A 23,444-nucleotide genomic window follows, 5' to 3' on the forward strand; every position below is an offset into this window, starting at 1 on the left:
GCGCTCGCGCTCTCGCTGGCCGGTCGTCCCCGCCATCCCGGCGCCCTCCCACGGCCCCCACGCGATGCTCAGCGCCGAGAGCCCCTGGGCGCGCCGGTGAACCGCGAGCGCATCCAGAAACGCGTTGGCCGCGGCGTAGCTCCCCTGTCCGAGCGATCCAAGCACCCCGGCGGTCGACGAGAAGAGGACGAAAAAGTCGAGGGCTCGATCCCTGGTCGCCACGTGGAGGTTCCACGCGCCGGCGACCTTCGGGGCGAGCACGCGACGAAGCCGCTCTCCGTCGAGCTGCTGGAGCACCCCATCGTCAAGGACGCCGGCGGCGTGCACGACGCCCGCGAGGGGAGGCATCCCGGCGGCCATCTCGGAGAGGACCCGCGCCACATCTTCCGGGCGCCCGACATCGGCCTGCGCAACGAGCACCCTCGCGCCCTTCGCCTCGAGCTCCTGAAGCGCCCTCCGGGCTCCCTCCGGCGGAGGGCGCCGCCCGACCAGGACCAGATGCCGCGCGCCGCGCTCGGCCATCCAGCGCGCGACTTGCAGCCCGAGCCCCCCGAGCCCGCCGGTGATCAGGTAGGAAGCATCCTGCCGCAGCGCCGCCGGGCCCGGCGGCATCGCAGGAGCGCGGAGCCGCGAGAGGCGGGCCACGAGCCGCGCGCCGTCCTGCCACGCGATCTGATCTTCCCCGTCGGGTCCGAGGAGCGTCTCGCCCAGCCGCTCGGCCTGCACCTCGGCCGGCGCGGCGTCGAGGTCGATCAGCCCGCCCCACAGCTCGGGGTGCTCGAGGGCGATCACGCGACCGAGGCCCCACGAGAGCGCTCCTTGCCCGGCGCGGCCCGCGGCGGGCCGGCCGTCGCGGGTGACCACCCACAGCCGACCTCCCTCCGTGGAGCCCGCGAGGGCCTGGATCACGCCCAGCACGCTGCCGGCGCCGAGCGAGAGGTCCGCGTCGTCCAGGAGCGAGGCGCCCTCCGCCGCGACCGCGTCGATGCTCCACAGGTGCACGATGCCCTGCCACGCGGAGGTGCTCTCGGGGAGAGCCTCCACGAGCAGGCGCTTCAGGTCGTCCGGCCTCGCGGGATCGACGCGAAACACCCCATGAGCGCCGAGCTCCAGGCGCTCACCGGCAAAGGCGAGCACGCAGCGATGCCCGCGCTCGGCGAGCTTCCGGGCCAGCGCCTCGCCCACCCCGCTCCGATCGGCGAGCAGCAGAAAGCTCCCCGCCGGCACCGGAGCTCCGGGCGTGTGGGGTCGAGGCTGCCAGTCGACTTCGTAGCAACCTGCGCCGTCCTGCCGAGAAGCGTCGTTCGCCGGCGCGCGGGCGGTGCGGTGCCTCTCGATCTCGACCCAGTAGCGCTCGCGCTGGAAGGGGTAAGTGGGCAGCACGAGCTTGCGCCGGGCCCGGTCGCGGTCGAAGCCCGCGAAGTCCACCTTCGCGCCGCGCACGTACAGCGCCCCGAGGCTCTCCAGCATCTGCGCGCAGTCCGAGCGCTTCGGCCGCAGCGACGGCAGCCACACCCCTGCCCCCTCCGCCACGCACCGCCGCCCCATCGCCGAGAGCACAGGGGCCGGCCCCACCTCCACGAACGCCTCCGCCCCCGCCTCGTGCAGCGCCCGTATCCCCTCCATGAACCGCACCGGCGCCCGCACATGCCTCGACCAGTACGACGCCTGCGTCACCTCCTCCCGCGCCGCTCTCCCCGTCACGTTCGCTATCAGCTTCCGCTGCGGCGCCGTCATCTTCACCTTCGACACCGCCCGCTCGAACTCCTCCACCATCGGCCCCATCAGCGGCGAGTGGAATGCGTGCGATACGTTCAGCCAACGACTCTTGACCCCGCGCTCGCCCAGCGCCTCCACCACCGCCGTCACCGCGCCCCGCGCCCCCGACACCACCGTCTCCAACGGCCCGTTCACCGCCGCGACCGACACCTCCGCCGCGTACGGCCTCACCGCCTCCGCCACCGTCGCCTCGTCCGCGAACAGCGCCGCCATCGCTCCCTGCTTCGGCAACGCCTGCATCAGACGCCCTCGCGTCGCGATGAGCTCGAGCCCCTGCTCCAGCCCGAACACCCCCGCCACGCACGCCGCCACGTACTCGCCCACGCTGTGCCCCAGCACCGCAATCGGCTCTATCCCCCACGCCTTCCACTGCGCCGTCAGCGCATACTCCACCGCGAACAGCGCGGGTTGCGTGTACTCCGTCTCGTCCAGCGGGCTCGCCTGCCCCTCCGACGGATACAGCACCTCGATCAGCGGCCTCTCCAGGTGCCGCCGCAACAGCGCGTCGCACTCCTCGAGCGCCCGCCGGAACACAGGCTCGGTCGCGAACAGCTCCTGCCCCATTCCCACGTACTGCGACCCCTGGCCCGTGAACAGGAACGCCACCCGCGGGCCGTCAGGACGCTCTACCCGCCCCTGCTCCGTCTGCTCCCCTCGCTCGCCTCGCGCGAACGCACTGAGCCGCTCCTGCATCTGGGCCCGCGACGACGCCACCACCGACAGCCGGTGCGCGAAGTGCGCCCTGCCCGTGTGCGCCGTGAAGCCCACGTCCCCGAGCTTCTCCTCCGGGTGCGACCCGAGGTGCTCCGCGTACCGCCCCGCCAGCGCACGCAACGCCCCTTCCCGCTTCGCCGAGAGGCACAACAGCTGCGCCGGACGCTCCGCCCCGCCCTCTTTCTCCTCCTTCACCTCCGGCCGCTCCGGCGCCTCTTCCAGCACCACGTGCGCGTTGATCCCGCTCATTCCGAACGAGCTCACCCCTGCTACGCGCCGCTCGCCTTTCGCCGAAGGCCACCGCGTCCGTTCCATCGGCACCCGCACCGGCAGCTCCGACCACGCCACGTGCGGGCTCGGCTGCCGCAAGTGCGGCTGCACGGGCAGCTCTCCGTGCTGCATCGCCAGCGCCACCTTCAGCACCCCCGCCACCCCCGCCGCCGCCTCCAGGTGCCCGATGTTCGCCTTGACCGCTCCCACCCACAGGGGCCGCTCCGGCGAGCGGCCCGGCCCGAACACCTCACCCAGCGCGTTCAGCTCGATCGGGTCCCCGAGCGACGTGCCCGTCCCGTGCGCCTCGACGTAGCTCACCTGCGACGCTTCCACCCCCGACGCCGCCAGCGCCCGCCGGATCAGCGCCCGCTGCGCCACCCCGTTCGGCACCGTCAGCCCCCCGCTCGGCCCGTCATGGTTGACCGCCGAGCCTCGGATCAGCGCCACGATCGGGTCGCCGTCCGCCAGCGCGTCCGAAAGCCGCTTGAGCACCACCACCCCGCACCCCTCGCCTCGGCCGTAGCCGTCCGCAGACGCGTCGAACGCCTTGCTCCGCCCGTCCGGCGCGAGCGCCCGCAGGTGGGAGAGCACGATGTTGGGGCGCGGCGACAGGATCAGGTTCACGCCGCCGGCGAGGGCCACGCGGCACTCGCCGTCCCGCAGGCTCTGGCAGGCCAGATGGATCGCGACCAGCGACGACGAGCACGCCGTGTCGAGCGCCATGCAGGGGCCATGCACGCCGAGCGCGTAGGATATCCGGCCCGCCTGGAAGCTGAAGCCGTTGCCCGTGCCCACATAGCCATCGAGGCGCTCCTCGCTGACGTGGTCGGCGACGAGCAGCCCGTAGTCCCCGTTCATGATCCCGACGAACACGCCGGTCGCCGTACCTGCCAGATCGGGAGCGGCGATCGCAGCCCGTTCGAGCGCTTCCCAGCTCACCTCGAGGAGCAAGCGCTGCTGCGGATCGAGGCCTTCGGCCTCGCGCGGCGAGATCCCGAAGAAGCCCGCGTCGAACCGATCCACCTCGTCGAGGAAGGCGCCGCGGCGCGTGTACATCTTCCCCGGCGCGCCCGGCGTCGGATCGTAGTACGCGTCGATGTCCCATCGGTCCTTCGGCACGTCCCGGACCGCATCGCGCCCCTCGCGAAGGACGCTCCAGAAAGCCTCCGGATCGGATGCGCCGGGGAAGCGGCAAGCCGCCCCGACGATGGCTATCGGCTCGCGGCGCGCCCGCTCGATCGCGTCGAGGCGAGCACGCATCTTCTTGAGCGCGAACAGCGCGCTCTGGAGCGGCGACAGCTCGTCGGACCCGGCGTCGGAGGTGGCGCTCATCCCAGGACGTTCCCCTCGTCGAACGAGGCCAGCTCCGCGAGCTGCGCTTCCAGCTCGGACCGCGAGAGCTGCTTGATTTCGGCCAGGAGCTTCTCGTCCTCCGACACGGCGGACGCGGCGGACGGCGCAGGCTCACCGCGCTCGAGGCAGAGGACGTCATCGCATACGAACCGCCAGAGCGCGGTCACGCTCGGGTAGTCGAGGGTCACCGTCGACGGGAGCGGCCGTCCGAGACCGGCCTGCAGCTGGTTTTTCAGGAGGATCGACGAGAGCGAGTCCATCCCCATCTCGAAGAAGCCCCGGAGCGGATCCACGAGCTCCACGGGGCGAACCCCGAGGACCCGCGCCACCAGCTCGTGGACATGGCGGAACACGAGGTCGCGCCGCTCGCTCGACGGCGCCCGCTCGATCTGCGCTTGCAGCGCGAGCGACGCGCCGGCCGACGCCTCCCCGGCCGCGCGCCTCGCGCGGGCGACCTGCGGGAGCGACGAGAAGATCGGGACGGGGCGCCCCGCCGCGAGGCCATGGATGTGGCTGGCCAGATCGCCCGAGACGACGCTCGTCTGGACGCCGCCCCGCTCGATGAGCTGGTCGAGGATCCTGACGCCGAGATCGGGAGGGATGCGGACGAGGTCCGCGTCGGACAGGACGCTCGCTCCGCGCGTCGCCAGCATGCCGACCTCGGAGAAGGGGCCCCAGTCGACGCTGAGGGCGGGCAGCCCGAGCGCGCGGCGATGGTGCGCGAGCGCATCCAGGAAGGCGTTGGCGGCCGCGTAGCTGCTCTGGCTGGGCGCGCCGGCGATCGCCGCCAGGGACGAGAAATAGACGCAGAAGTCCAGGGACAGGTCGCGCGTCAGGACATGGAGGTTCCACGCGCCCTGCACCTTCGCCGCGAGGACCGCGGCGAACTGCTCCCAGGTGTGCCGGAGGAGCACCGAATCGCCGGGGAGCCCCGCCGCATGGACGACGCCTGCGAGCGGCGGCATCTCGCGCGCGATCGCGTTGAGCACGCGAGCCGCGTCCTCCTCGATGGAGACATCCGCGATGAAGATCGCGATCTCGGCGCCGCTCTCCCGGATCCGGCGCAGCTCTTCCGCCGCCTCGGCCGTGGGCTCGCGCCTCCCCATGAGCGCGAGGTGCCGCGCCCCACGCTCGACCAGGCGGCGCGCCACGCGCCGCCCGAGGCCGCCCATCCCGCCCGTGACGAGGTAGGTGCGATCCGGGCGGAGGGGCACGACCTGCGCCGAGAGATCCAGCGCGCCGCCGGCCACGACGCGCTGCACGTACCGCTGCCCGTCGCGGAGCGCGACGTGATCTTCCCCGTCCGGCCGATCCATCTCGCCGAGCAGCATCGCCGCCGCGCGCTCCGCGTCGTACGCGGGATCGAGATCGATCATCCCACCCCACACCTCGGGATGCTCGAGCGCGATCGTGCGGCCGAGGCCCCAGATCGGCGCGGCGGCGAGCTCGATCTGCGCGCCGGGCTCGACCGGCTGCGTCCCCCGCGTGACGAGCCAGACGCGCGTGGACAGGTTCGCGCGCCCGAGCGTCTGCGCCACGCGAAGGACGCTGCCGCAGCACCGCTCCTCGGCGGCGGCGAGCGACGTGGCGGTGAGCTCGCCCGCGGAAGGCGCGTCGAGGCCCCAGAGGTGCACCACGCCGCGGAGCGGACGGTCGGCTGTATCCTGCTCCAGCGCGCGGACCACGTCCTCGAACCGCGCGACCTCACCGGCGCGCGGCGGCTCCGCCGGGCTCGGGACGACCAGGCATCGCTCTCCGCGGCGCCGGAGCGCCTCCGCGAGCGCGGCGCCGACGCCACGGCGATCCGCGAAGATCCACCACCGCCCGCCGGCTGCAGCGTCCGGCGCCCACTCCGAGACGGCGCGGCGGCGCGGCTGCCACTCGACTTTGTAAAGCCAGCTCTCGAGCCGCGTCCCCGTCGCGATCCGCAGCGCCTCCGGCGAGGCCTTGTGCAGGGATAGCCCTTCGGCCTCGAGCAGGAGCCCCCCTTCCGGGGTCAGCACGCGCATCTCGCCATGGAGCGCCGCGCCATGCTCCCCGGCGCTCGGCCGCAAGGTCACGTGGCTCCACAGCCGGTTGCCGGGCCGGCCGTGAAGCCGGACGCGGTCGAAGGCGACCGGGAGGTAGGGCGCGCTCGTCCTCATCGACCCGTCCGCGCCGAGGAGCGCGCCGCCCACGATGTGCAGGCAGGCGTCGAGGAGCGCCGGGTGGAAGCAGTAGCGGCCCTCGTCCTCGGCGAGCGCGGCGGGAGCGCAGATCTCCGCCACGACCTCTCCGTCCTGCCGCCACAGCGCAGAGAGCCCGCGGAAGGCGTCGCCGTAGTGGACGCCGAGGGCGCTCGCCTGCCGGTAGTAGCTCTCTCCCGTCACCTCGCCTGCATGACGCGCGCGAATCGCGTCGAGAGACGGGGCCGCGCGGACGTCGCGGGGATCTTCGCTCCGGATCGCGCCCGACGCGTGGAGCCGCCAGTCGACCTCGCCGCCGAACGGCTCGGTGCGCGCGCTGAAGATCTCGAACGACGCCTCGCCGGCGCCGCCGGGCACGAGGACGATCTGCAGGGCCCGCTCCTCGCCGGCAGGGAGCGGCAACGCCTCGTGAATGACGACCTGCTCGAGGACCCGCGCCGTAGATCCGAGCACGGCGGCGCCTGCGGCGAAGGCCAGCTCGAGGTAGGCGGTGGCCGGAAAGACGACGACGTCGAAGACCTGATGATCGTTCAGAAACGGCAGCGCTCGGGAGCTCAGCCGGGCCTCGAAGACGACGCCGCGGATCGCCGGAGACCGGAGCCGCTGCCCGAGGAGCGGGTGTCCACCCGCCGGATCTTCGCTCTGCACGGGCCGCGCAGGCTGCGATCGCGGAGGTGGATCGATCCAGCAGCGCTCGCGCTGGAAGGGATAGGTCGGGAGCACGATCTTCCGGCCCGCTCGGTCGCGGTCGAAGCCCGCGAAGTCCACCTTCGCGCCTCGCACGTACAGCGCCCCGAGGCTCTCCAGCATCTGCGCGCAATCCGAGCGCTTCGGCCGCAGCGACGGCAGCCACACCCCCGACCCCTCTGGCACGCACCGCCGCCCCATCGCCGAGAGCACAGGGGCCGGCCCCACCTCCACGAACGCCTCCGCCCCCGCCTCGTGCAGCGCCCGTATTCCCTCCATGAACCGCACCGGCGCGCGCACGTGCCTCGCCCAGTACGACGCCTGCGTCACTTCCTCGCCCGCCGCCCTCCCCGTCACGTTCGCGATCAGCTTCCGCTGCGGCAACCCAAGCTTCACCTTCGACGCCGCCCGCTCGAACGCCTCCACCATCGGCCCCATCAGCGGCGAGTGGAATGCGTGCGATACGTTCAGCCAACGACTCTTGACCCCGCGCGCTCCCAGCGCCTCCACCACCGCCGTCACCGCCCCGCGCGCCCCCGACACCACCGTCTCCAACGGCCCGTTCACCGCTGCGACCGACACCTCCGCCGCGTACGGCTCCACCGCCTCCGCCACCGTCGCCTCGTCCGCGAACAGCGCCGCCATCGCTCCCTGCTTCGGCAACGCCTGCATCAGCCGCCCTCGCGTCGCGATGAGCTCGAGCCCCTGCTCCAGCCCCATCACCCCCGCCACGCACGCCGCCACGTACTCGCCCACGCTGTGCCCCAGCACCGCAATCGGCTCTATCCCCCACGCCTTCCACTGCGCCGTCAGCGCATACTCCACCGCGAACAGCGCGGGTTGCGTGTACTCCGTCTCGTCCAGCGGGCTCGCATGCCCCTCCGCCGGATACAGCACCTCGATCAGTGGCCTCTCCAGGTGGCGCCGCAACAGCGCGTCGCACTCCTCGAGCGCCCGCCGGAACACAGGCTCGGTCGCGAACAGCTCCCGCCCCATTCCCACGTATTGCGACCCCTGGCCCGTGAACAGGAACGCCACCCGCGGGCCGTCAGGACGTTCTACCCGCCCCTGCTCCGTCTGTTCCGCTGGCTCGCCACGCGCATACACACGGAGCCGCTCCTGCATCTCTTCGCGCGACGCCCCGATCACCGAGAGCCGGTGCGCGAAGTGCGCTCTCCCCGCGCGCGCCGTGAAGCACACGTCCGAGACCCGCTCCTCCGGGTGCGACGCGAGGTGCTCCGCGTACTCCCCCGCCAGCGCGCGCAACGCCTCCTCCCGCTTCGCCGAGATGCACAACAGCTGCGCCGGCCGCTCCGCCGCTGCCCTCACCTCCGGCCGCGCAGGCGCTTCCTCCAGCACGACGTGCGCGTTCGTGCCCCCCATGCCGAACGAGCTCACGCCTGCGCGGCGCGGCGTCCGCGTCCGCTTCCACTCCGTGAGCTTCGTGTTGACGTTGAACGGCCCCTTCGAGAGCTCGCAGCGCGGGTTCGGCTCGACGAAGTGGAGGCTGGGGGGCAAGGCGCGATGCTCGAGCGCGAGCACGGTCTTGATCAGGCCGGCCACGCCCGCGGCCACCTCGAGGTGGCCGAAATTCCCCTTCACCGAGCCGATCAGGCACCCTCGCTTCGCGCCACGGGCCTCGCCGAACACCTTTGCGAGAGCGGCTATCTCGATGGGATCGCCGAGCGGCGTACCCGTACCGTGGGCCTCGATGTAGTCGATCGTCTCCGGCGCGACGCCGGCGATCGCCTGCGCCTCCGCGATCACCTGTGTCTGCCCCTCGACGCTCGGCGCGGTGAACCCGACCTTCACCGAACCGTCGTTGTTGATGGCCGAGCCCCGGATCACCGCGCGGATGCAGTCGCCGTCGGCCAGCGCATCCGAGAGCCGCTTGAGCGCCACCACGCCCACGCCGCTCCCGAAGATCGTGCCGCGCGCCGACGCGTCGAAGGGCCGGCAGCGACCGTCGCTCGACCCGATCCCGTCCGGTTCGTAGACGTAACCCGCGAGGTGCGGGACACGGACGGTCACGCCGCCGGCGAGCGCGACGTCGCACTCGCGGTTCAAGAGGCTCTGACAGGCGAGGTGCACGGCGACGAGCGAGGTGGAGCAGGCGGTCTGCACGCCGACGCTCGGGCCCCTCAAGTTGAGCTTGTACGAGACGTGCGTCGACAGGTAGTCCTTGTCGTTGGCGACGAGCGCCTGCGTCCACTGCAGCAGGCGCACATAGCTCAGATCGGGCTGAATGTTCGACACCAGGTAGCTGCTGAAGCTCGAGCCCGCGAACACCCCGATCGACCCATCGAAGCTGTCGGGGACGCAGCACGCGCTCTCCAGCGCTTCCCACGCGCATTCGAGGAACAGGCGGTGCTGGGGATCGGTGAGCTCCGCCTCGCGCCGCGTGAAGCCGAAGAACGACGCGTCGAACTGCTCGATCCGGTCGAGCACGCCCGCGGCCGGCACGTAGCTCGGATCCCGCGCCGCGGCGGGGTGGACGCCCGATGACGCGAGCTCCGCCTCCGAGAAGAACGAGATGGACTCGACTCCATCGCGCAGGTTGCGCCAGTACTCCTCCGGACCTCGCGCCCCCGGGAAGCGGCACCCGAGGCCGATGATCGCGATCTCGCTCCCCTCCGCGGACACCGGATCACTCATCTCCGCCCCCGCCCATGCCTCCGCGCCCGGCGCGGGCCGCGCGCCGCGCCGCTGCCCTGTCTCGGCCCCGCTTGAGGGAGGCGCCCTCGTTCGCCTCCCCGGCGAGGCGCGCCGCGAGCGCGCGGACGGTCGGGTACTGGAACAGCTCGATCGTGGAGAGCTCACGGCCCAGCGCCTCTCTCAGCCGGGCGCCGATGCGGACCACGTGAATCGAGTTGGCTCCGAGCTCGAAGAAGCTCTGCTCGACGCTCACGTGATCGAGCCCAAGGATCTCCCCTATCACCGCGGCGATCGCCCGCTCTGTCTCGTCGCGCGGCGGCACCACGGCGGCGCTCTGTTCCGGCTCATCGGCCTTCAGCTCGGAGAGCGCCTTGCGATCGATCTTGCCGTTCGCCGTGAGCGGCATCGCGTCGAGCACCACGATCGAGGCAGGGACCATGTGCGCCGGGAGCTTGGCCTTGAGGAGATCGCGCAGCGCGTCCTCCGGCGAGCGCGGAGCGGCCTGCATGTCGTCCGACCACCCGCTCACGGAGCTGTCGACCGCGCCGCCGCCGAGCAGCGCGTGCGCGTACACATGGCCTTCATCGAGCATGAAGAGGTCGCGGACCGCCGCGAAGTCCAGCTTGCCCACGGGCATCAAGCCGATCCCCAGGCCGGGCGCGGCCGTCATCAGGAGCTGGCCCATGTAGCCTGCCTCGAGCTCGCAAAAGTCGTGCGATGCGTCGCCGTACAGGGGCAGGATGGCGTTCCGCTGCGCGACGAGGAACAGCGAGAACGCCGCCTCTTCGAACGGCGCCTGGTTGTGCGCGTAGTGAATCCGCCGATCGATGACGGCGCCCTCCGTGAGGGTCACCAGGCTCTGCTCGCGCGGGTGATAGTAGTAGGTCCCCCCGGCCACCCCTTCGATGCGACCCGGCTTCACGTAGACGTAGGTCTGGACGGGGTACAGGCTCCCCGCGGACGGGTAGCGGTACTTGGGGTGCCCATCGACGTCGATCTGACGGAGGCAGGAGAGGAGCGCAGCGAACCGGTCCAGCTGGATCGGCCTGCGGGAGAACTGGCGGTGGGTCCGGCGCTCCAGGAAGTGCGCCCGCGTCGCCTCGTCCACAGGCGGCACAGGCAGCGAGATCCGGCGCCGCTCCGGGCCGTCCGCGCGCAGGCCGTGCTGCTTGAGCTTGAACTCGAGGCGAGCCAGGGGATCGTCGATCCCGCCCTCCGGCTTCGCTGGCCCCGCCGCTGGGGCGCCCTCTCCTGCGCCCGGAGGCGCGTCCAGCACCACGTAGGCGACGAGGCGCTTCTTGTTGCGCTCCTCTCCCACGGCCATCGCCACGGCCGAGCGCACCGCCGGGTGCTGCTTCAGGGCCGCCTCGATCTCGCCGAGCTCGATGCGCTGCCCCTGGATCTTCACCTGGAAGTCCGCGCGGCCGAGGATCTCGATGAGGCCGCCGGGGAGGCGTCGCCCCAGATCGCCGCTGCGATAGAGGCGCTCGCCGGTCTCCGGGTGCCGGACGAAGCTCGCGGCGGTCCGCTCTTCGTCGTGGAAGTAGCCGCGGGCGAGGCCCGCTCCGGCGATGTAGAGGTGTCCCGGCACCCATTCGGGGCACGGCGCGAACGCGTCGTCGAGCACGTGGTACCGGGCGTTCGTCATCGGCCGGCCGTAGGGGATGCTCTTCCACGACGGATCGACCGACCCGATCGGGTAGCAGATGTCCCAGACCGTGGTCTCGGTCGGCCCGCCGGCGCCGAGGATCTGGACGCCCGGCGAAAGCGCGCGCAGGCGGTCCGGCAGCGTGACGGGGATCCAGTCGCCGGACAGGACCACCTGCCGGAGCGCGCCGGGCAGCCTCGCCGCGTCGTGCGGCGCGTGCTCCAGGTGCTCGACCAGCATCTCCAGGAACGCCGGCACCGAGTTCCAGAACGTGATGCGCTCGCTCACCAGGAGCTCGACCCAGTGCGCCGGATCCCGGAGCTTTGCGGCGTCGGGCAGCACCAGGGTCGCGCCAGCGAGCAGGCCGCCGAACACGTCGTAGACCGAGAGATCGTGGTGCAGCGCGGTCAGGCCGACGATGCGATCACCGGGGCCGACCTCGAGGAGCCGGTTGACGTCGAGCATGCGGTTCAGCACGCTCCGGTGCTCGATCATCGCCCCCTTCGGCACGCCCGTGGATCCCGACGTGTAGAGCACGTAGGCGAGGTCCTCCGGGCGGTTGACCGGCGCGAGCGGCGAGGCGTCGAGGTCGGGCGGGATCTGGTCGACGGCGAGCTTGCGGACGCGCTCGGGCCACTCGAGCGACCCGTCCAGCCACGACTGGGTGAGGACCAGCTCCACCTGGCCGTGCTCCAGGAGGAAGTCACGGCGCTCCCGCGGCAGGCTCGGGTCGACGGGCAGATAGGCCGCTCCTGCCGCGTGGACGCCCAGCACGGCCGCGACCTGCTCCCACCCCTTCTCCATCACCACGGCCACGAGCGCGTCGGGGCGCGCGCCGCGCTCGCGCAGCCAGCGGCCGATCTGGTTGGCCAGCCGCGACAGCTCCGCGTAGGTCAGGCGGCGGCGTGACGACACCAGGGCCACGCCCTCCGGCGTCTGCGCGGCCTGGGCCGCGAAGCGCTCCGGCAGGGTGCCCGCGGGGATGGGCGCGTCCGTTGCGTTGAGCTCCGCCCATCGCTCGATCTGCTCCTCCGGCAGCTCGATCAGGCGGCGAGCGTCCTTCTTCCACGTCGCCGGATCGTCGGCGAGCCCCCGGACCAGCCGGCAGAAGGCGTTGAACATGTCGTCCATCATCCCGGGCGGGAACAGCGCGGCGACCGCGTCCCAGTGGGCGATGAAGCCGCCGCGCTCCTCCGCGACCTGGAGGTCGAGCCACACCTGCGGGGTCTGAACGCTGCTGAAGACGACCTCGCCGAGCTCGTGGAAGAGCGAGAGCGAGAGCGGAAAGCCCTCCGACGCGAGGCCGAGGATGCCCGTGAAGATGATCGGCATCATGCCGCCCGAGAGACGCCGCCGAACCTGGGCCAGCTCGCGCAGGACCTCGATCCCGCTCGACCTGTGCTGGAGATCGTTCCAGAGCTGCTCCTGGACCCGCCTCGCGCGCTCCTCGAACGTGTCCCCGGCGGTGTTGCTCGTGCCGAGCAGCACCAGCGAGGTGAAGTCGCCGAGGAGATCGTTCACCTGCGGGTGCAGCGGCAGGCGGTTGAACATCGTGACGTTGATCGTGAAATCCGGGCGCTCGCCCCACGCGGCGAGGACCGTCGTGTAGGCGGTCATCATCACGGCGGACAGCGTGAGCCCGTGCTTCAGCGCCTGCGTCTTCAGCCGCGCCCACGCCTCTGGATCGAGCTTGGCGATGCGGCGGGTGAAGCGCGTCTGGGGCAGGGCAGCCGGGTTCATCGCGAGCGGGAGCTCCGGCGGCGGAGGCAGCACCGCGACCCGCTCGCGCCAGTACTCCATGGCCTTCTGGTGCTGCGGCGAGCCCTTGAGCTCCATCTCGGCGAGCACATAGTCGCGGAACGACAGCTCGATCGGCGGCAGGAAGGCACCCGGATCCCGGTACAGCAGCGCCCACTCGTGGCCGAGCTTGAGCAGGCTGCCGCCGTCGATGTGGAGCAGATCCAGGCTGATGTGGATGCGGGTGCGATCCCCGTCGAGCAGCGACGCGCGGATCTCGAACGTGGGCCACGCGTCGGCCGGGAGCAGCTGGTGCGCGAGGCGCTCGCGCGTCGCAGCGAGCTCCGCCTCCGCCGCTTCCGGCGAGAGCCCGCGAAGATCGTGCGCCTCGATCGAATACGCGGGCACACGCTCCAGGATCTGCTGCCGTCCGTCGGGGAGCACGATGGCCCGGAGCATCTCGTGCCGCTCCACGAGCCGCTGAAAGGCGCGCGAGAGCCGCCCGAGATCCATCCCCGTCGCCTCGATCTCCGAGTAGGCGTGGATCGAGACGTCTCCGAGGTCGAACGCGGCGCTCCGCCCGATCCAGTACGCCTGCTGGATGTCCGTCAGCGGGAAGGGCTTGTAGCGATCCTGCGGGGCCGGCGTGATCCGCGCGACGGGCTTGCCGCCCGCGCCGCTCCTCTGGCGGAGGAGCGCGACGAGCTCGGATTTGCGCTGCCCGATGAGCGCCCGCATCTCCGGCGTCACCACGCCCTTCGGCGCCCCGATGGCGAGCTGGTCGCCCTCGACCGACAGCTTGATCCCCTGCTGGGCGAGCGCGCCCAGCAGCTCCGTGACGCCCTCGTTCATATGAGCGTGGTCTCCCATTCCTGCTGGCCTGCATCGGGCGCCGGGGCGCGCTGGTGCACGGCGTCGAGGAGCGCGCGTGACTTGATTTGCGAGAGCAGATCCGCGGCGAGCAGCGACGCGCTGGCCCCCGTCAGGATCTGCACGATCGAGAGCGTCGCGCCGAAATCGGCGTCGACGCGGTTGCGCAGCTGCACCGCCATGAGCGAGTCGATGCCCAGCTCCCTGAGCGGCCGATCGGCCGCGATCTGGGCCGCCGAGAGCCGCGTGGTCCGCGCGAGCAGATCGCGCAGGTAACGCTCCAGCAGCGCGCGCTGCTCGTCGGGAGCCGCGGCGAGCAGCGCGGAGGCGTCGAGCGCCGCCGGCGCGTCGCCCTGCGCCGCGACGGGCTCTCCCGAGGTCGCGTCGTCGATCCAGAAGCGCCGCCGCTGCCAGGGGTAGGACGGCAGCGGGACGCTGCGGCCCGTCGGGACGAGCCGGCGGAAGTCCAGCGCGTGCCCGCGGACGTAGAGCGCGCCGAGCGACTCCAGCAGGATGTCCAGCTCGCCCGTCTCCCGGCGGAGCGACGGGAGCAGCGCCACGCCGCCCGAGCGGGCGTCGAGCAGGCCGGACTCGATCGCCGGGAGCAGGACCGGGTGCGGGCTCAGCTCCGCGAAGACGTTGAAGCCCTCCGCGAGCAACCGCTGGATGACCCCGGAGAAGAGCACCGGCGCCCGCAGGTTCCGCACCCAGTAGGCGGCGTCGAGATCGCTGCCGTCGGTCGGCTGCCCGGTCACGGTCGAGACCATCGGGATCGAGCCGCGCTGGGGCGCGATCCCCGACAGCGCCGCGGCCAGATCGCCGAGCAGCGGATCCATCTGCGGGCTGTGCGAGGCGACGTCGATCTTGACCCGGCGGCAGAAGATCCCGCGGCCCTTGATCTCCTCGAGCACCTCGTCCAGCGCCGCGGGATCGCCCGCGAGGACGGTCCCGCGCGGGCTCATGATGACCGCGACCGACAGCCGGTCACGGTGGCCGGCGATGGCGGCCTCGGCCTCGGCTTCGGGCAGCTCCACGAGGGCCATCGCGCCGGTCCCGCTCACGCGCCGGAGCAGGCGGCTGCGCTGGCAGATGATCCGCGCCGCGTCCTCGAGGCGCAGCGCGCCTGCCACGCAGGCGGCCGCGACCTCGCCCATGCTGTGCCCCACCACGACGTCGGGCACGACGCCGTACGAGCGGAAGACCGCCGCCAGCGAGACCTGGATGGCGAACAGGGCCGGCTGGATGAAGTCGATCTCGTCGAAGCGGGCGCGCTCGCCTTCGGCCGTGAGCGACGTGATCAGGGACCACGCGACGTGCTCCCGCATCGCGTGCTCGCACCGCTCCATCATCGCGCGGAAGACGCCGTCACGCGCGAGCAGCTCGCGCCCCATCCCGAGCCACTGGGAGCCCTGCCCCGAGAAGAGAAACGCGAGGCGGCGCGACCTCTCCGGCGCCTTTCGGCCGCTCACGAGGCCGGGGTGCGGTTTGTCGTCGAGGTACGCCGAGAGGCCCGCGAGCGCGTCCTCGCGGCTGCGGACGACCAGCGAGAGGCGGTGCCTGAGGTGGCTCCGGCGGATCGCGGCCGTGTAGCAGAGATCCTGCAGCGCGGGGGCGCCCTCGGGGCGGCCAAGCACGCTCCGCACCGCCTCGACGCGGGCCCGCAGCGCGTCCGCGCTCGCCGCCGAGAGCGGCAGCAGGAGCGGGCGCGCGTCTTCCACCGGCTCCACCGGCGCGCGGGCGTCGGCGCCGCGCGGCGCCTCCTCGAGGATCAGGTGGCCGTTGGTGCCGGACCAGCCGAACGCGCTGACGCCGGCGCGGCGCGCGCTCCCCCGGGAGGGCCAGGGAGAGAGCTCGGTCGGGATCGCGAACCGGGTGCCGTCGATCGTGATGTGCGGGTTCAGGGTCTCGAAGTGGAGGTGAGGAGGCACGGCCTCCTGCTCGAAGCAGAGCACCGTCTTGATGACGCCGGCCACGCCGGCCGCCGCCTCGGAGTGGCCGATGTTCGTCTTCACCGAGCCGAGCAAGCAGCGATCGGCGCCCGCCCTTCCGTAGACCTCTGCGAGCGCCTCCACCTCGATCGGATCGCCCAGCGTCGTGCCCGTGCCGTGCGCTTCGATGTACGTCACCCCGGACGGGTCGACGCCCGCGTTGCGGAGCGCCTGCCCGAGGACGGCCACCTGCGACAACCCGTTCGGCGCCGTGATGCCGTTGGAGTGCCCGTCCTGGTTCAGCGCCGTGCCCCGGATCACCGCCCGGACGCGATCGCCGTCGCGGAGCGCGTCGGAGAGGCGTTTGAGCACGAGGACGCCGCACCCCTCCGCGCGCACGAAGCCGTTCGCGCGGGCGTCGAACGTCCTGCACCGCCCGTCCGGCGAGAGGAACTCGACCTTCGAGGCCGCGATGGTGAACTCGGGCGTCAGCATGAGATTCACCCCGCCGGCGAGCGCGAGATCGCTCTCGCCGGCGCGCAGGCTCTGACACGCGAGGTGGATCGCCGTGATCGCCGACGAGCACCCGGTGTCGAGCGCGACGTTCGGGCCGCGCAGATCGAAGATGTACGACAGGCGCCCGGAGAGGATGCTGTGGGACGTGCCGGTGCCGCTGTAGGCGTCGATCTTGGCCGGATCGGCGAGCTGGAGCCGCGCGTAGTCGTTGCTGTGGCTCTGCACGCCGAGGAAGACGCCGGTCGCGCTGCCGGCCAGCCGCTCGATGGTCTGCCCGCCGTCCTCCAGCGCCTCGTAGGCGACCTCGAGCGCGATGCGCTGCTGCGGGTCCATGGAGACCGCCTCGCGCGCCGAGATCCCGAAGAAGTCGGCGTCGAAGTCGCCGATGCCCGAGAGAAAGCCGCCCCAGCGGGTGTTCATCCTCCCCGGCGCGGCGGGGTCGTCATCATAGAGATCCTGAGCGTTCCAGCGCTCCAGGGGGACCTCGGTGACCGCGTCGACGCCGTCGCGCAGGAGCGCCCAGAAGGAGGCCGGATCGACGACCCCTCCGGGGAAGCGGCAGCCCATCCCGATGATGGCGATCGCCGGGGCCGACGCGGCGGACGCGCCGTTCGGCGGTGCGTGGCCGTTCAGCGGCTCCCGCGCCGCGCCGTTCTGCGCGCGCGAGGAGCCGTCTCCGTCGACCAGGACGTGGCCGTCGCGCCCCATCGCCTCCTCCTCCCCGTGGGAGCCGGCTGCCGCGGCGGGCTCGAGCGAGACCCCCAGCCGATCCGCGAGGAAACGCGCGACCGCGGAGATCGTCGGGTGGTTCCACACGAACGTCGCCGGCAGCGTCAGCCCGACGCTCGCGCCGAGGCGGTTTCGGAGCTCGACGGCGGTGAGCGAGTCGAGCCCCAGCTTGCGTACCGGGGTGTCCGGATCGATCGGCGACGAAGGCGGGAGGCCCAGGACCGAGGCGAGGTATCGCGAGACGTGGGCCTCGAGCAGGAGGCGGCGCGCTCGCCCCGGCGGCGCGCCCGCGAGCGCCTCGCGGAGCCGGTGCTCGGGCGCCGCGGCGGGCGCCGCGGGCGCGGCCGGCCGAGCCGCGCGCAGGCGCGCGAAGAACGGCGACGCGGCGGCGGACGGGTGGGCCTCGCACCATCGCTCCACGTCGAACGCGACAACGCCGATCTGGGCGGCGTCCGCCCGCAGCAGGCGCCCCAGCGCATGGAGCCCGTCACTGGGCGAGAGGCTCGCAATCCCGCGCGCGGCGAGGAAGGCAGAGCGTTCCGCGCGCGTCGCCAGGCCCACCTCGGACCACGGACCCCAGTTGATGCTGAGGCCCGGCAGGCCGCGCGCGCGCCGGTGGTGCGCGAGCGCATCGAGAAAGGCGTTCGCCGCCGCGTAGTTCCCCTGGCCGGCGGTGCCGAGCATCGAGGCCACGGACGAGAACAGGACGAAGAAATCGAGCGGAGCGCCGAGCGTCAGGCTGTGCAGGTTGAAGGCGCCGGCGACCTTGGACGACATCACCGCCGCGAGCCTCTCGCGCGTGAGCTCCACGAGCGGGGCGTCGTCGACGCTGCCCGCGGCGTGCACGACGCCGCGGAGAGGCGGGATACGCAGCGCGACGCGCGCGAGGGCCGTCGCGAGCTCGGTCGCGTTCGCCACGTCGGCCCGGGCGATCTCGACGCGGGCGCCGGCTCGCTCCAGCGCCCCCACGGCCTCCTGCGCCGCAGGCGAGCCGCCGCTCCGACCCACGAGCACGAGGTGCTTCGCCCCGCGCTCGACCATCCACCGCGCGACCTCGAGGCCCAGAGCGCCGAGGCCGCCCGTGATCAGGTACGCGCCGTCCGGGCGCAACCGGAGCTCGTCCGCCGCTGCAGCGCCGGCCGACCTGGCGCCGGCGAGCGCCGCCATCGGGCGCCGGGCGAGCCGCGCCACGTAGCGCGCATCGCCGCGCAGCGCCCACTGCGGCTCGTCCGTCGCGGAGAGGAGCAGCTCGGCGAGCGACGCCGCCTCGTCCGCGCCGCCGCGCGGGGCGAGATCGACGAGGGTCGCGCGGAGCTCCGGGTGCTCCTGGGCGATCACCCGCCCGAGGCCCCACGGCGACGCCTGGGCCGGTGACACGGCGAGGACCTCCTCGCCTGCCGCCTGCGCGCCGCGCGTCACGATCCAGAGGCGCGGCGCTCGGCCGGCCGCGGTCAACGCCTGGACCAGATGCAGCACGCCCGCGCAGCCCGGCGCCTCCGCCGAGGCGAGGCTCGCGGCCGAGGTCTCCTCGGGCGCCGCGGCGTCGAGGCCGAAGAGATCCACGATCCCCGCGCACGCCGGCTGATCCGGCCCGAGGGCCTCGGCGACGAGGCGTACGAGGTCCTCGGGCCGCTCTGGATCGACGAGATAGCGGTCCGGAGCCGGGCGCTCGAACGCCGCCCCCGCATCGACGCGCACGCAGCGGCTGCCCAGCGCCTCGATCCGCTCGATCAGCCGATCGCCCAGGCCCCCGCGATCGGCGAGGACGATCCAGCGCTCGCTGGACGCCGGTCGCGACGGCTCATGGGCGTCGAGGGCAGCGCTTCGCTCCCACTGGATCTCGTAGGCTCCGAAGCCCGCGTCCTGCTCCTCCGCCGCCGGCGACACCGGGGCCTCGCGCTGCTCCGCGACGCGCGTGGCCTCCAGCCAGAAACGCTGCCGTTGCCACGGGTAGGAAGGCAGCGGCGCGAGCCTCCCCTCGTACGGATAGAGCCCCCGCCAGTGGACGGGGTGACCCAGCGCATAGAGGGCCCCGAGCGACTCGAGCATCACGGCGCGCTCGCCGCGCTCGCTCCGCAACGTGGCGAGGAGCGTCCCGCTCCGCCCGGAGCGCTCCAGGCACTCGGCCATCGGCCGTGCGAGCGCAGGGTGCGGGCCGATCTCGACGAAGATCTCGTACCCTTGCCCGATCGCCTCGACCACCGCTGCCTCGAACCGGACCGGCTCGCGCATGTTGCGCGCCCAGTAGGCGCCCGTGAGCTCGCTCCCCAGGACCGGCTGCCCCACGGTCGTCGAGAGCATCGGCAGCGCCGCCTTCCGCGGAGCGAGCCGTTCCAGCGCGGCTTCGAGCTCATCGGCGAGCGGCACCATCTGGCCGCTGTGAGAGGCGAAATCCACGTCGAGAAAGCGGCAGTTCTTGCCCTGGGACTCGAGGCGCACGATCACCGCCGCGAGGGCGTCCGGCTCGCCCGAGAGCACCGTCGAGGAAGGGCTGTTCATCGCGGCCACCCAGAGCCGCCCGGGAAACTCCGCGACGAGCCGCTCGGCCTCCTCGCGGGACACCGCGGTGACGGCCATCCGCCCTTGCCCGGCGGCCCGGTGCGCGAGCCGCCCGCGGTGGCTCACGATGCGCGCCGCGTCCTCGAGCTCCAGCGCGCCGGCGACATGAGCGGCCGCGATCTCTCCGACGCTGTGGCCGATGACCGCATCGGGCACGACCCCCCACGCGCGCCACTGGGCCGCGAGCGCGACCTGGAGGGCAAAGAACATGGGCTGCGCCACGTCCGACCGCGACAGGCGCGAGCGCGAGGCGTCGACCTGCAGCTCTTCCCGCACCGACCAGCCGAGGTAGGGGCGGAGGGCGGCGTCGCAGCGCTCGATCACCTCGCGGAACACCGGCTCGCTCGCGAGGAGCTCGCGCCCCATCCCGGCCCACGACGCCCCCTGCCCTGCGAAAACGAACACGATCTTGCGACGTGACCCCGGAGGGCATCGCCCGACGGTGAGCCCGGGGCGCACCTCGCCCGCGACAAAGGCGTCGAGCTCCTCGACGAGCCCCGAGACGGAATCGGCGAGCACCGAGAGCCGGTGGTCCTGGTGCCCCCGCCGTGCCGCGGCCGTGTAGCAGAGATCGTGGAGCGCAAGCGGAGGGCGGCCCCGGAGCTGGGACGCCACCGCTCGAGCGAGGGCCCGCAGCGCCTCCGGCGTGTGCGCCGAGAGGGGCAGGAGCGACACCTCCGCCCGGGCAGCCGCGGCGGGCGCGGGGTCCGCGAGCGCGACGGCGCGGGCGTCGGCCGGGAACAGGCGGGGCCAGTCGATCGACGCGCCGCGCACGTAGATCTCGCCGAGCGCTTCGCGCAGCGTCGCCGCCTCGTCTTCGCCGCGGCGCATGCACGCGAGCACCGCCGCGCGCCGGCCGCCGCGCTGCACGGTCTGCTCGATGTTGTGGAGCAGGACCGGGTGCGGCCCGATCTCCAGGAAGGTGTCGTGCCCCTCGCTCATCAACAGCTCGAGCGCCGCCGCGAACCGCACCGGCTCCCGGAGGTTCCGGGCCCAGTACGCCGCCGTGCACTCGGCGCCGTCGAGCGCGGCGGCGGTCACCGTCGACACGATGGGCACCGACGCGCGCCGGGGCCTCAGCTCTCCCAGCGCAGCGAGCAGCTCGGGGACGAGCGGATCCATCGCGGGGCTGTGGGCCGCGAAGTCGACCTTGATCCGGTGGCCTGTGCGACCCTCGCGCTGGAGCGCGGCGAGCGCGTCGACGACCGCGGCCTCCTCGCCCGAGATCACGGTCGAGATCGGGCTGTTGTAGCCGGCGACGCAGAGGCGCCCCGGGCGCTCGGCGCAGAGGCGCTCGGCCTCCTCGGCGGGCAGCTCCACGAGGGCCATCGCGCCGCTGCCGTTCAGTCGCTGCTGGAGCCTGCTCCTGTGGTGGGCGATGCGCAGCGCGTCCTCGAGATCGAGGGCGCCTGCCACGTGCGCCGCGGCGATCTCCCCGCCGCTGTGGCCGATCACCGCCGCGGGCTCGACGCCCCATGACCGCCACAGCGCGCCGAGCGCCGCCTGGACGGCGAAGAGCGAGAGCTGCTGCACGTTCACGTCGCGCAGCCGCGTGCGCGACGCGTCGGCGAGGAGCTCGTCGAGGAGCGAGAAGCCGGCGAGCCGGCGCAGCGCCCGATCGCAGCGCTCGATCACCGCGCGGAAGACCGGCTCCTGCAGCAGCAGCGTGCGCCCCATGCCCGGCCATTGCGAGCCGCTGCCGGCGAAGACGAACACCACCCGCCCGTGGTGCGCCGCCGCGTCGCCAGCCGAGAGCCCCTTCTGCGGGACCGCGGCGAGGTAGTTATCGAGCGCCGCCGCAGCCTCTGCGCGCGAGCTGGCCGTGACGGCCATCCGGTGCCGCCCCCGGCTCCGCGTCGCCCCGGCCGTCGCGCACAGATCGGAGAGCCCCGGCTCCGGACCGGGCGCGCCCGCGAGCGCGCGGATCTCTCGCGCCAGCGCGGCGAGGGCTTCCGGCGCGTCGGCCGCGAGCGGGAGGATCTGCGCCGGGCTCGGGCGAAGCTCCTCGAGCACCACGTGGCAGTTCGTCCCTCCGAAGCCGAAGGAGCTCACGCCCGCGAGCGCGGCCTCGTCCTCATGGGGCCAGTCGAGGAGCCTCGGCGGCACCGCGAGGCGCAGCTCTGCGAAGGGGATATAGGGGTTCGGCCGCTCGAAGTGCAGATTGGGGGGGATTTTCCGGTGCTGGATCGAGAGCACGGTCTTGATCAGCCCTGCGATCCCCGCGGCCGCTTCGAGGTGTCCGATGTTGGTCTTGACCGAGCCGATGAGCAGCGGTCGACCGTCGTCCCGCGCCCGCCCCAGCACGGCCCCGATGGCCTTGGCCTCGATCGGATCGCCGAGCATCGTGCCGGTCCCGTGCGCCTCGACGTAGTGCACCCGCTCCGGCGCGACGCCGGCGGCGCGGTAGGCGTCGCGCAGCACCGCCTCTTGTGCCTGCGGGTTCGGCGCGGTGAGGCCGTTCGAGAAGCCGTCGTTGTTGACGGCGCTGCCCCGGATCAGACAACGAATGGGATCCCCGTCCGCGAGGGCACCGCGGAGCGTCTTCAGAACGACGACCCCGGCGCCCTCCCCCCGGACGTAGCCGTTCGCGCGCGCGTCAAAGGCCTTCGAGCGCCCGTCGGGCGCCATCGCGCCGAACTTGGTCATCGCCACGGTGCTCTCGGGATCGATGAGGAGGTTGACGGCACCCGCGAGCGCCATCGTCGACTCGCCCGCCCGAAGGCTCTGACAAGCGAGGTGGATGGCGACGAGCGACGACGAGCAGGCGGTGTTCACCGTGAGGCTCGGGCCCTCTAGGCCGAGCCCGTAGGAGACCCGTGCGGAGATGATGCTGATGTCCTGCCCGGTCGCCGTGTGCTGCGTGATGTGCGAGGCCCTCCCGGCCGCGCACCGGGCGTAATCGCTCCACATCGCGCCCATGTAGACGCCGGTCTTGCTGCCGCGGAGCGCCTCCGCGGGCACGCCCGCGTCCGCGAGCGCCTCCCACGCGAGCTCGAGGACCAGGCGCTGCTGCGGATCCATCTGGACGGCTTCGCGCGGCGAGATGCCGAAGAACTGCGCATCGAACCGATCCACCTGTTCGAGGAAGCCGCCCCATCGGGTGCTCGTGCGCCCGGGCGCCGACGGGTCGGGATCGTAGAAGGCCTCCTTATTCCAGCGATCCGCCGGGACCTCGGTGATCGCGTCGATGCCGTCGCGCAGCAGCGCCCAGAAAGCGTCGAGATCGTTCGCCGACGGGAAGCGGCAGGAGAGGCCGATGATGGCAATGAGATCATCGCCGGCGATGGACGCCGGCGCGTCTATTGGCTGTGACAGAGGCGAAACAGGCGCGACTGGTTGTGACAGATACGAAACAGGAGCGACACCCGCAAGAAATAGAGAGAGCTCGGCAATGGTCGGGCGGTCCCACACGAGCGTCGGTGAGAGCGGACGTCCCATCGCGGCGCCGAGATCGCTGAGGAGGCCCGTCGCGCGACGTGAGTCGAGGCCCAGACGACTGAATCGCTCCCCGATCGAGATCGCGCTCGGGTCGATCCCGAGGCATGAGGCGAGGTGCTCAATCAGCCAGGCCTGGACGGCCTCCGCCGTCCAGGAACCTCCGGAAAAACCCTGATTCATTGAACAGCTCGACCGTCAACGGCAGCTGCGCATTCCATCGAAATGTCCCTAACACAATTTTATGTCCCGCGCCAATAGCGCGGTTCGAGGCAGCGCCCTTCGGCTCGCTTTTTTTTCAGACAGGAGGGCGAATCCGGACGACGGATCGAGGAGCTGAACTCCACAGTTGCGTATCGGAGCTGCAGTGGACAG

4 protein-coding genes (1 of these 4 cut by a window edge) are annotated in these 23,444 nt (G+C 72.6%); all 4 read right to left on the reverse strand.

Annotated elements, in window-relative coordinates; all coding sequences use genetic code 11:
- Tightly spaced (each overlapping or abutting the next), the 4 genes in view from WMF14_RS23045 to WMF14_RS23060 form a layout consistent with a single transcriptional unit that may run on beyond the window.
- Window positions 1-4,098 carry the 5' portion of a type I polyketide synthase gene (locus WMF14_RS23045; RefSeq protein ID WP_437803676.1) on the reverse strand. 639 nt of this gene lie to the left of the window's left edge, so only the first 4,098 of its 4,737 coding nucleotides appear in the window; it begins with the start codon at window positions 4,096-4,098; the stop codon falls past the left edge of the window.
- A complete protein-coding gene (locus WMF14_RS23050; RefSeq protein WP_437803678.1) occupies window positions 4,095-9,647 on the reverse strand; it encodes a type I polyketide synthase in 5,553 nt (1,850 codons plus the stop codon). The genes WMF14_RS23045 and WMF14_RS23050 overlap by 4 nt, the downstream gene beginning before the upstream one ends.
- A complete protein-coding gene (locus WMF14_RS23055; protein WP_437803679.1) occupies window positions 9,640-13,884 on the reverse strand; it encodes an amino acid adenylation domain-containing protein in 4,245 nt (1,414 codons plus the stop codon). Before WMF14_RS23055 ends, WMF14_RS23050 begins: the two co-directional genes overlap by 8 nt.
- A complete protein-coding gene (locus WMF14_RS23060) occupies window positions 13,881-23,252 on the reverse strand; it encodes an SDR family NAD(P)-dependent oxidoreductase (RefSeq protein ID WP_437803681.1) in 9,372 nt (3,123 codons plus the stop codon). The genes WMF14_RS23055 and WMF14_RS23060 overlap by 4 nt, the downstream gene beginning before the upstream one ends.
- Between the last annotated feature and the right edge of the window lie 192 nt (window positions 23,253-23,444).

It is taken from the genome of Sorangium sp. So ce693, from assembly GCF_051521375.1.
GTDB classification, from domain to species: Bacteria; Myxococcota_A; Polyangia; order Polyangiales; family Polyangiaceae; genus Sorangium; species Sorangium atrum.

Excerpts from the sequence above, each read along its gene's own strand:
- WMF14_RS23060 (WP_437803681.1), bottom strand. The coding sequence starts at position 23,252 with ATGAATCAGGGTTTTTCCGGAGGTTCCTGGACGGCGGAGGCCGTCCAG.
- WMF14_RS23050 (WP_437803678.1), bottom strand. The coding sequence starts at position 9,647 with ATGAGTGATCCGGTGTCCGCGGAGGGGAGCGAGATCGCGATCATCGGC.
- WMF14_RS23055 (WP_437803679.1), bottom strand. The coding sequence starts at position 13,884 with ATGAACGAGGGCGTCACGGAGCTGCTGGGCGCGCTCGCCCAGCAGGGG.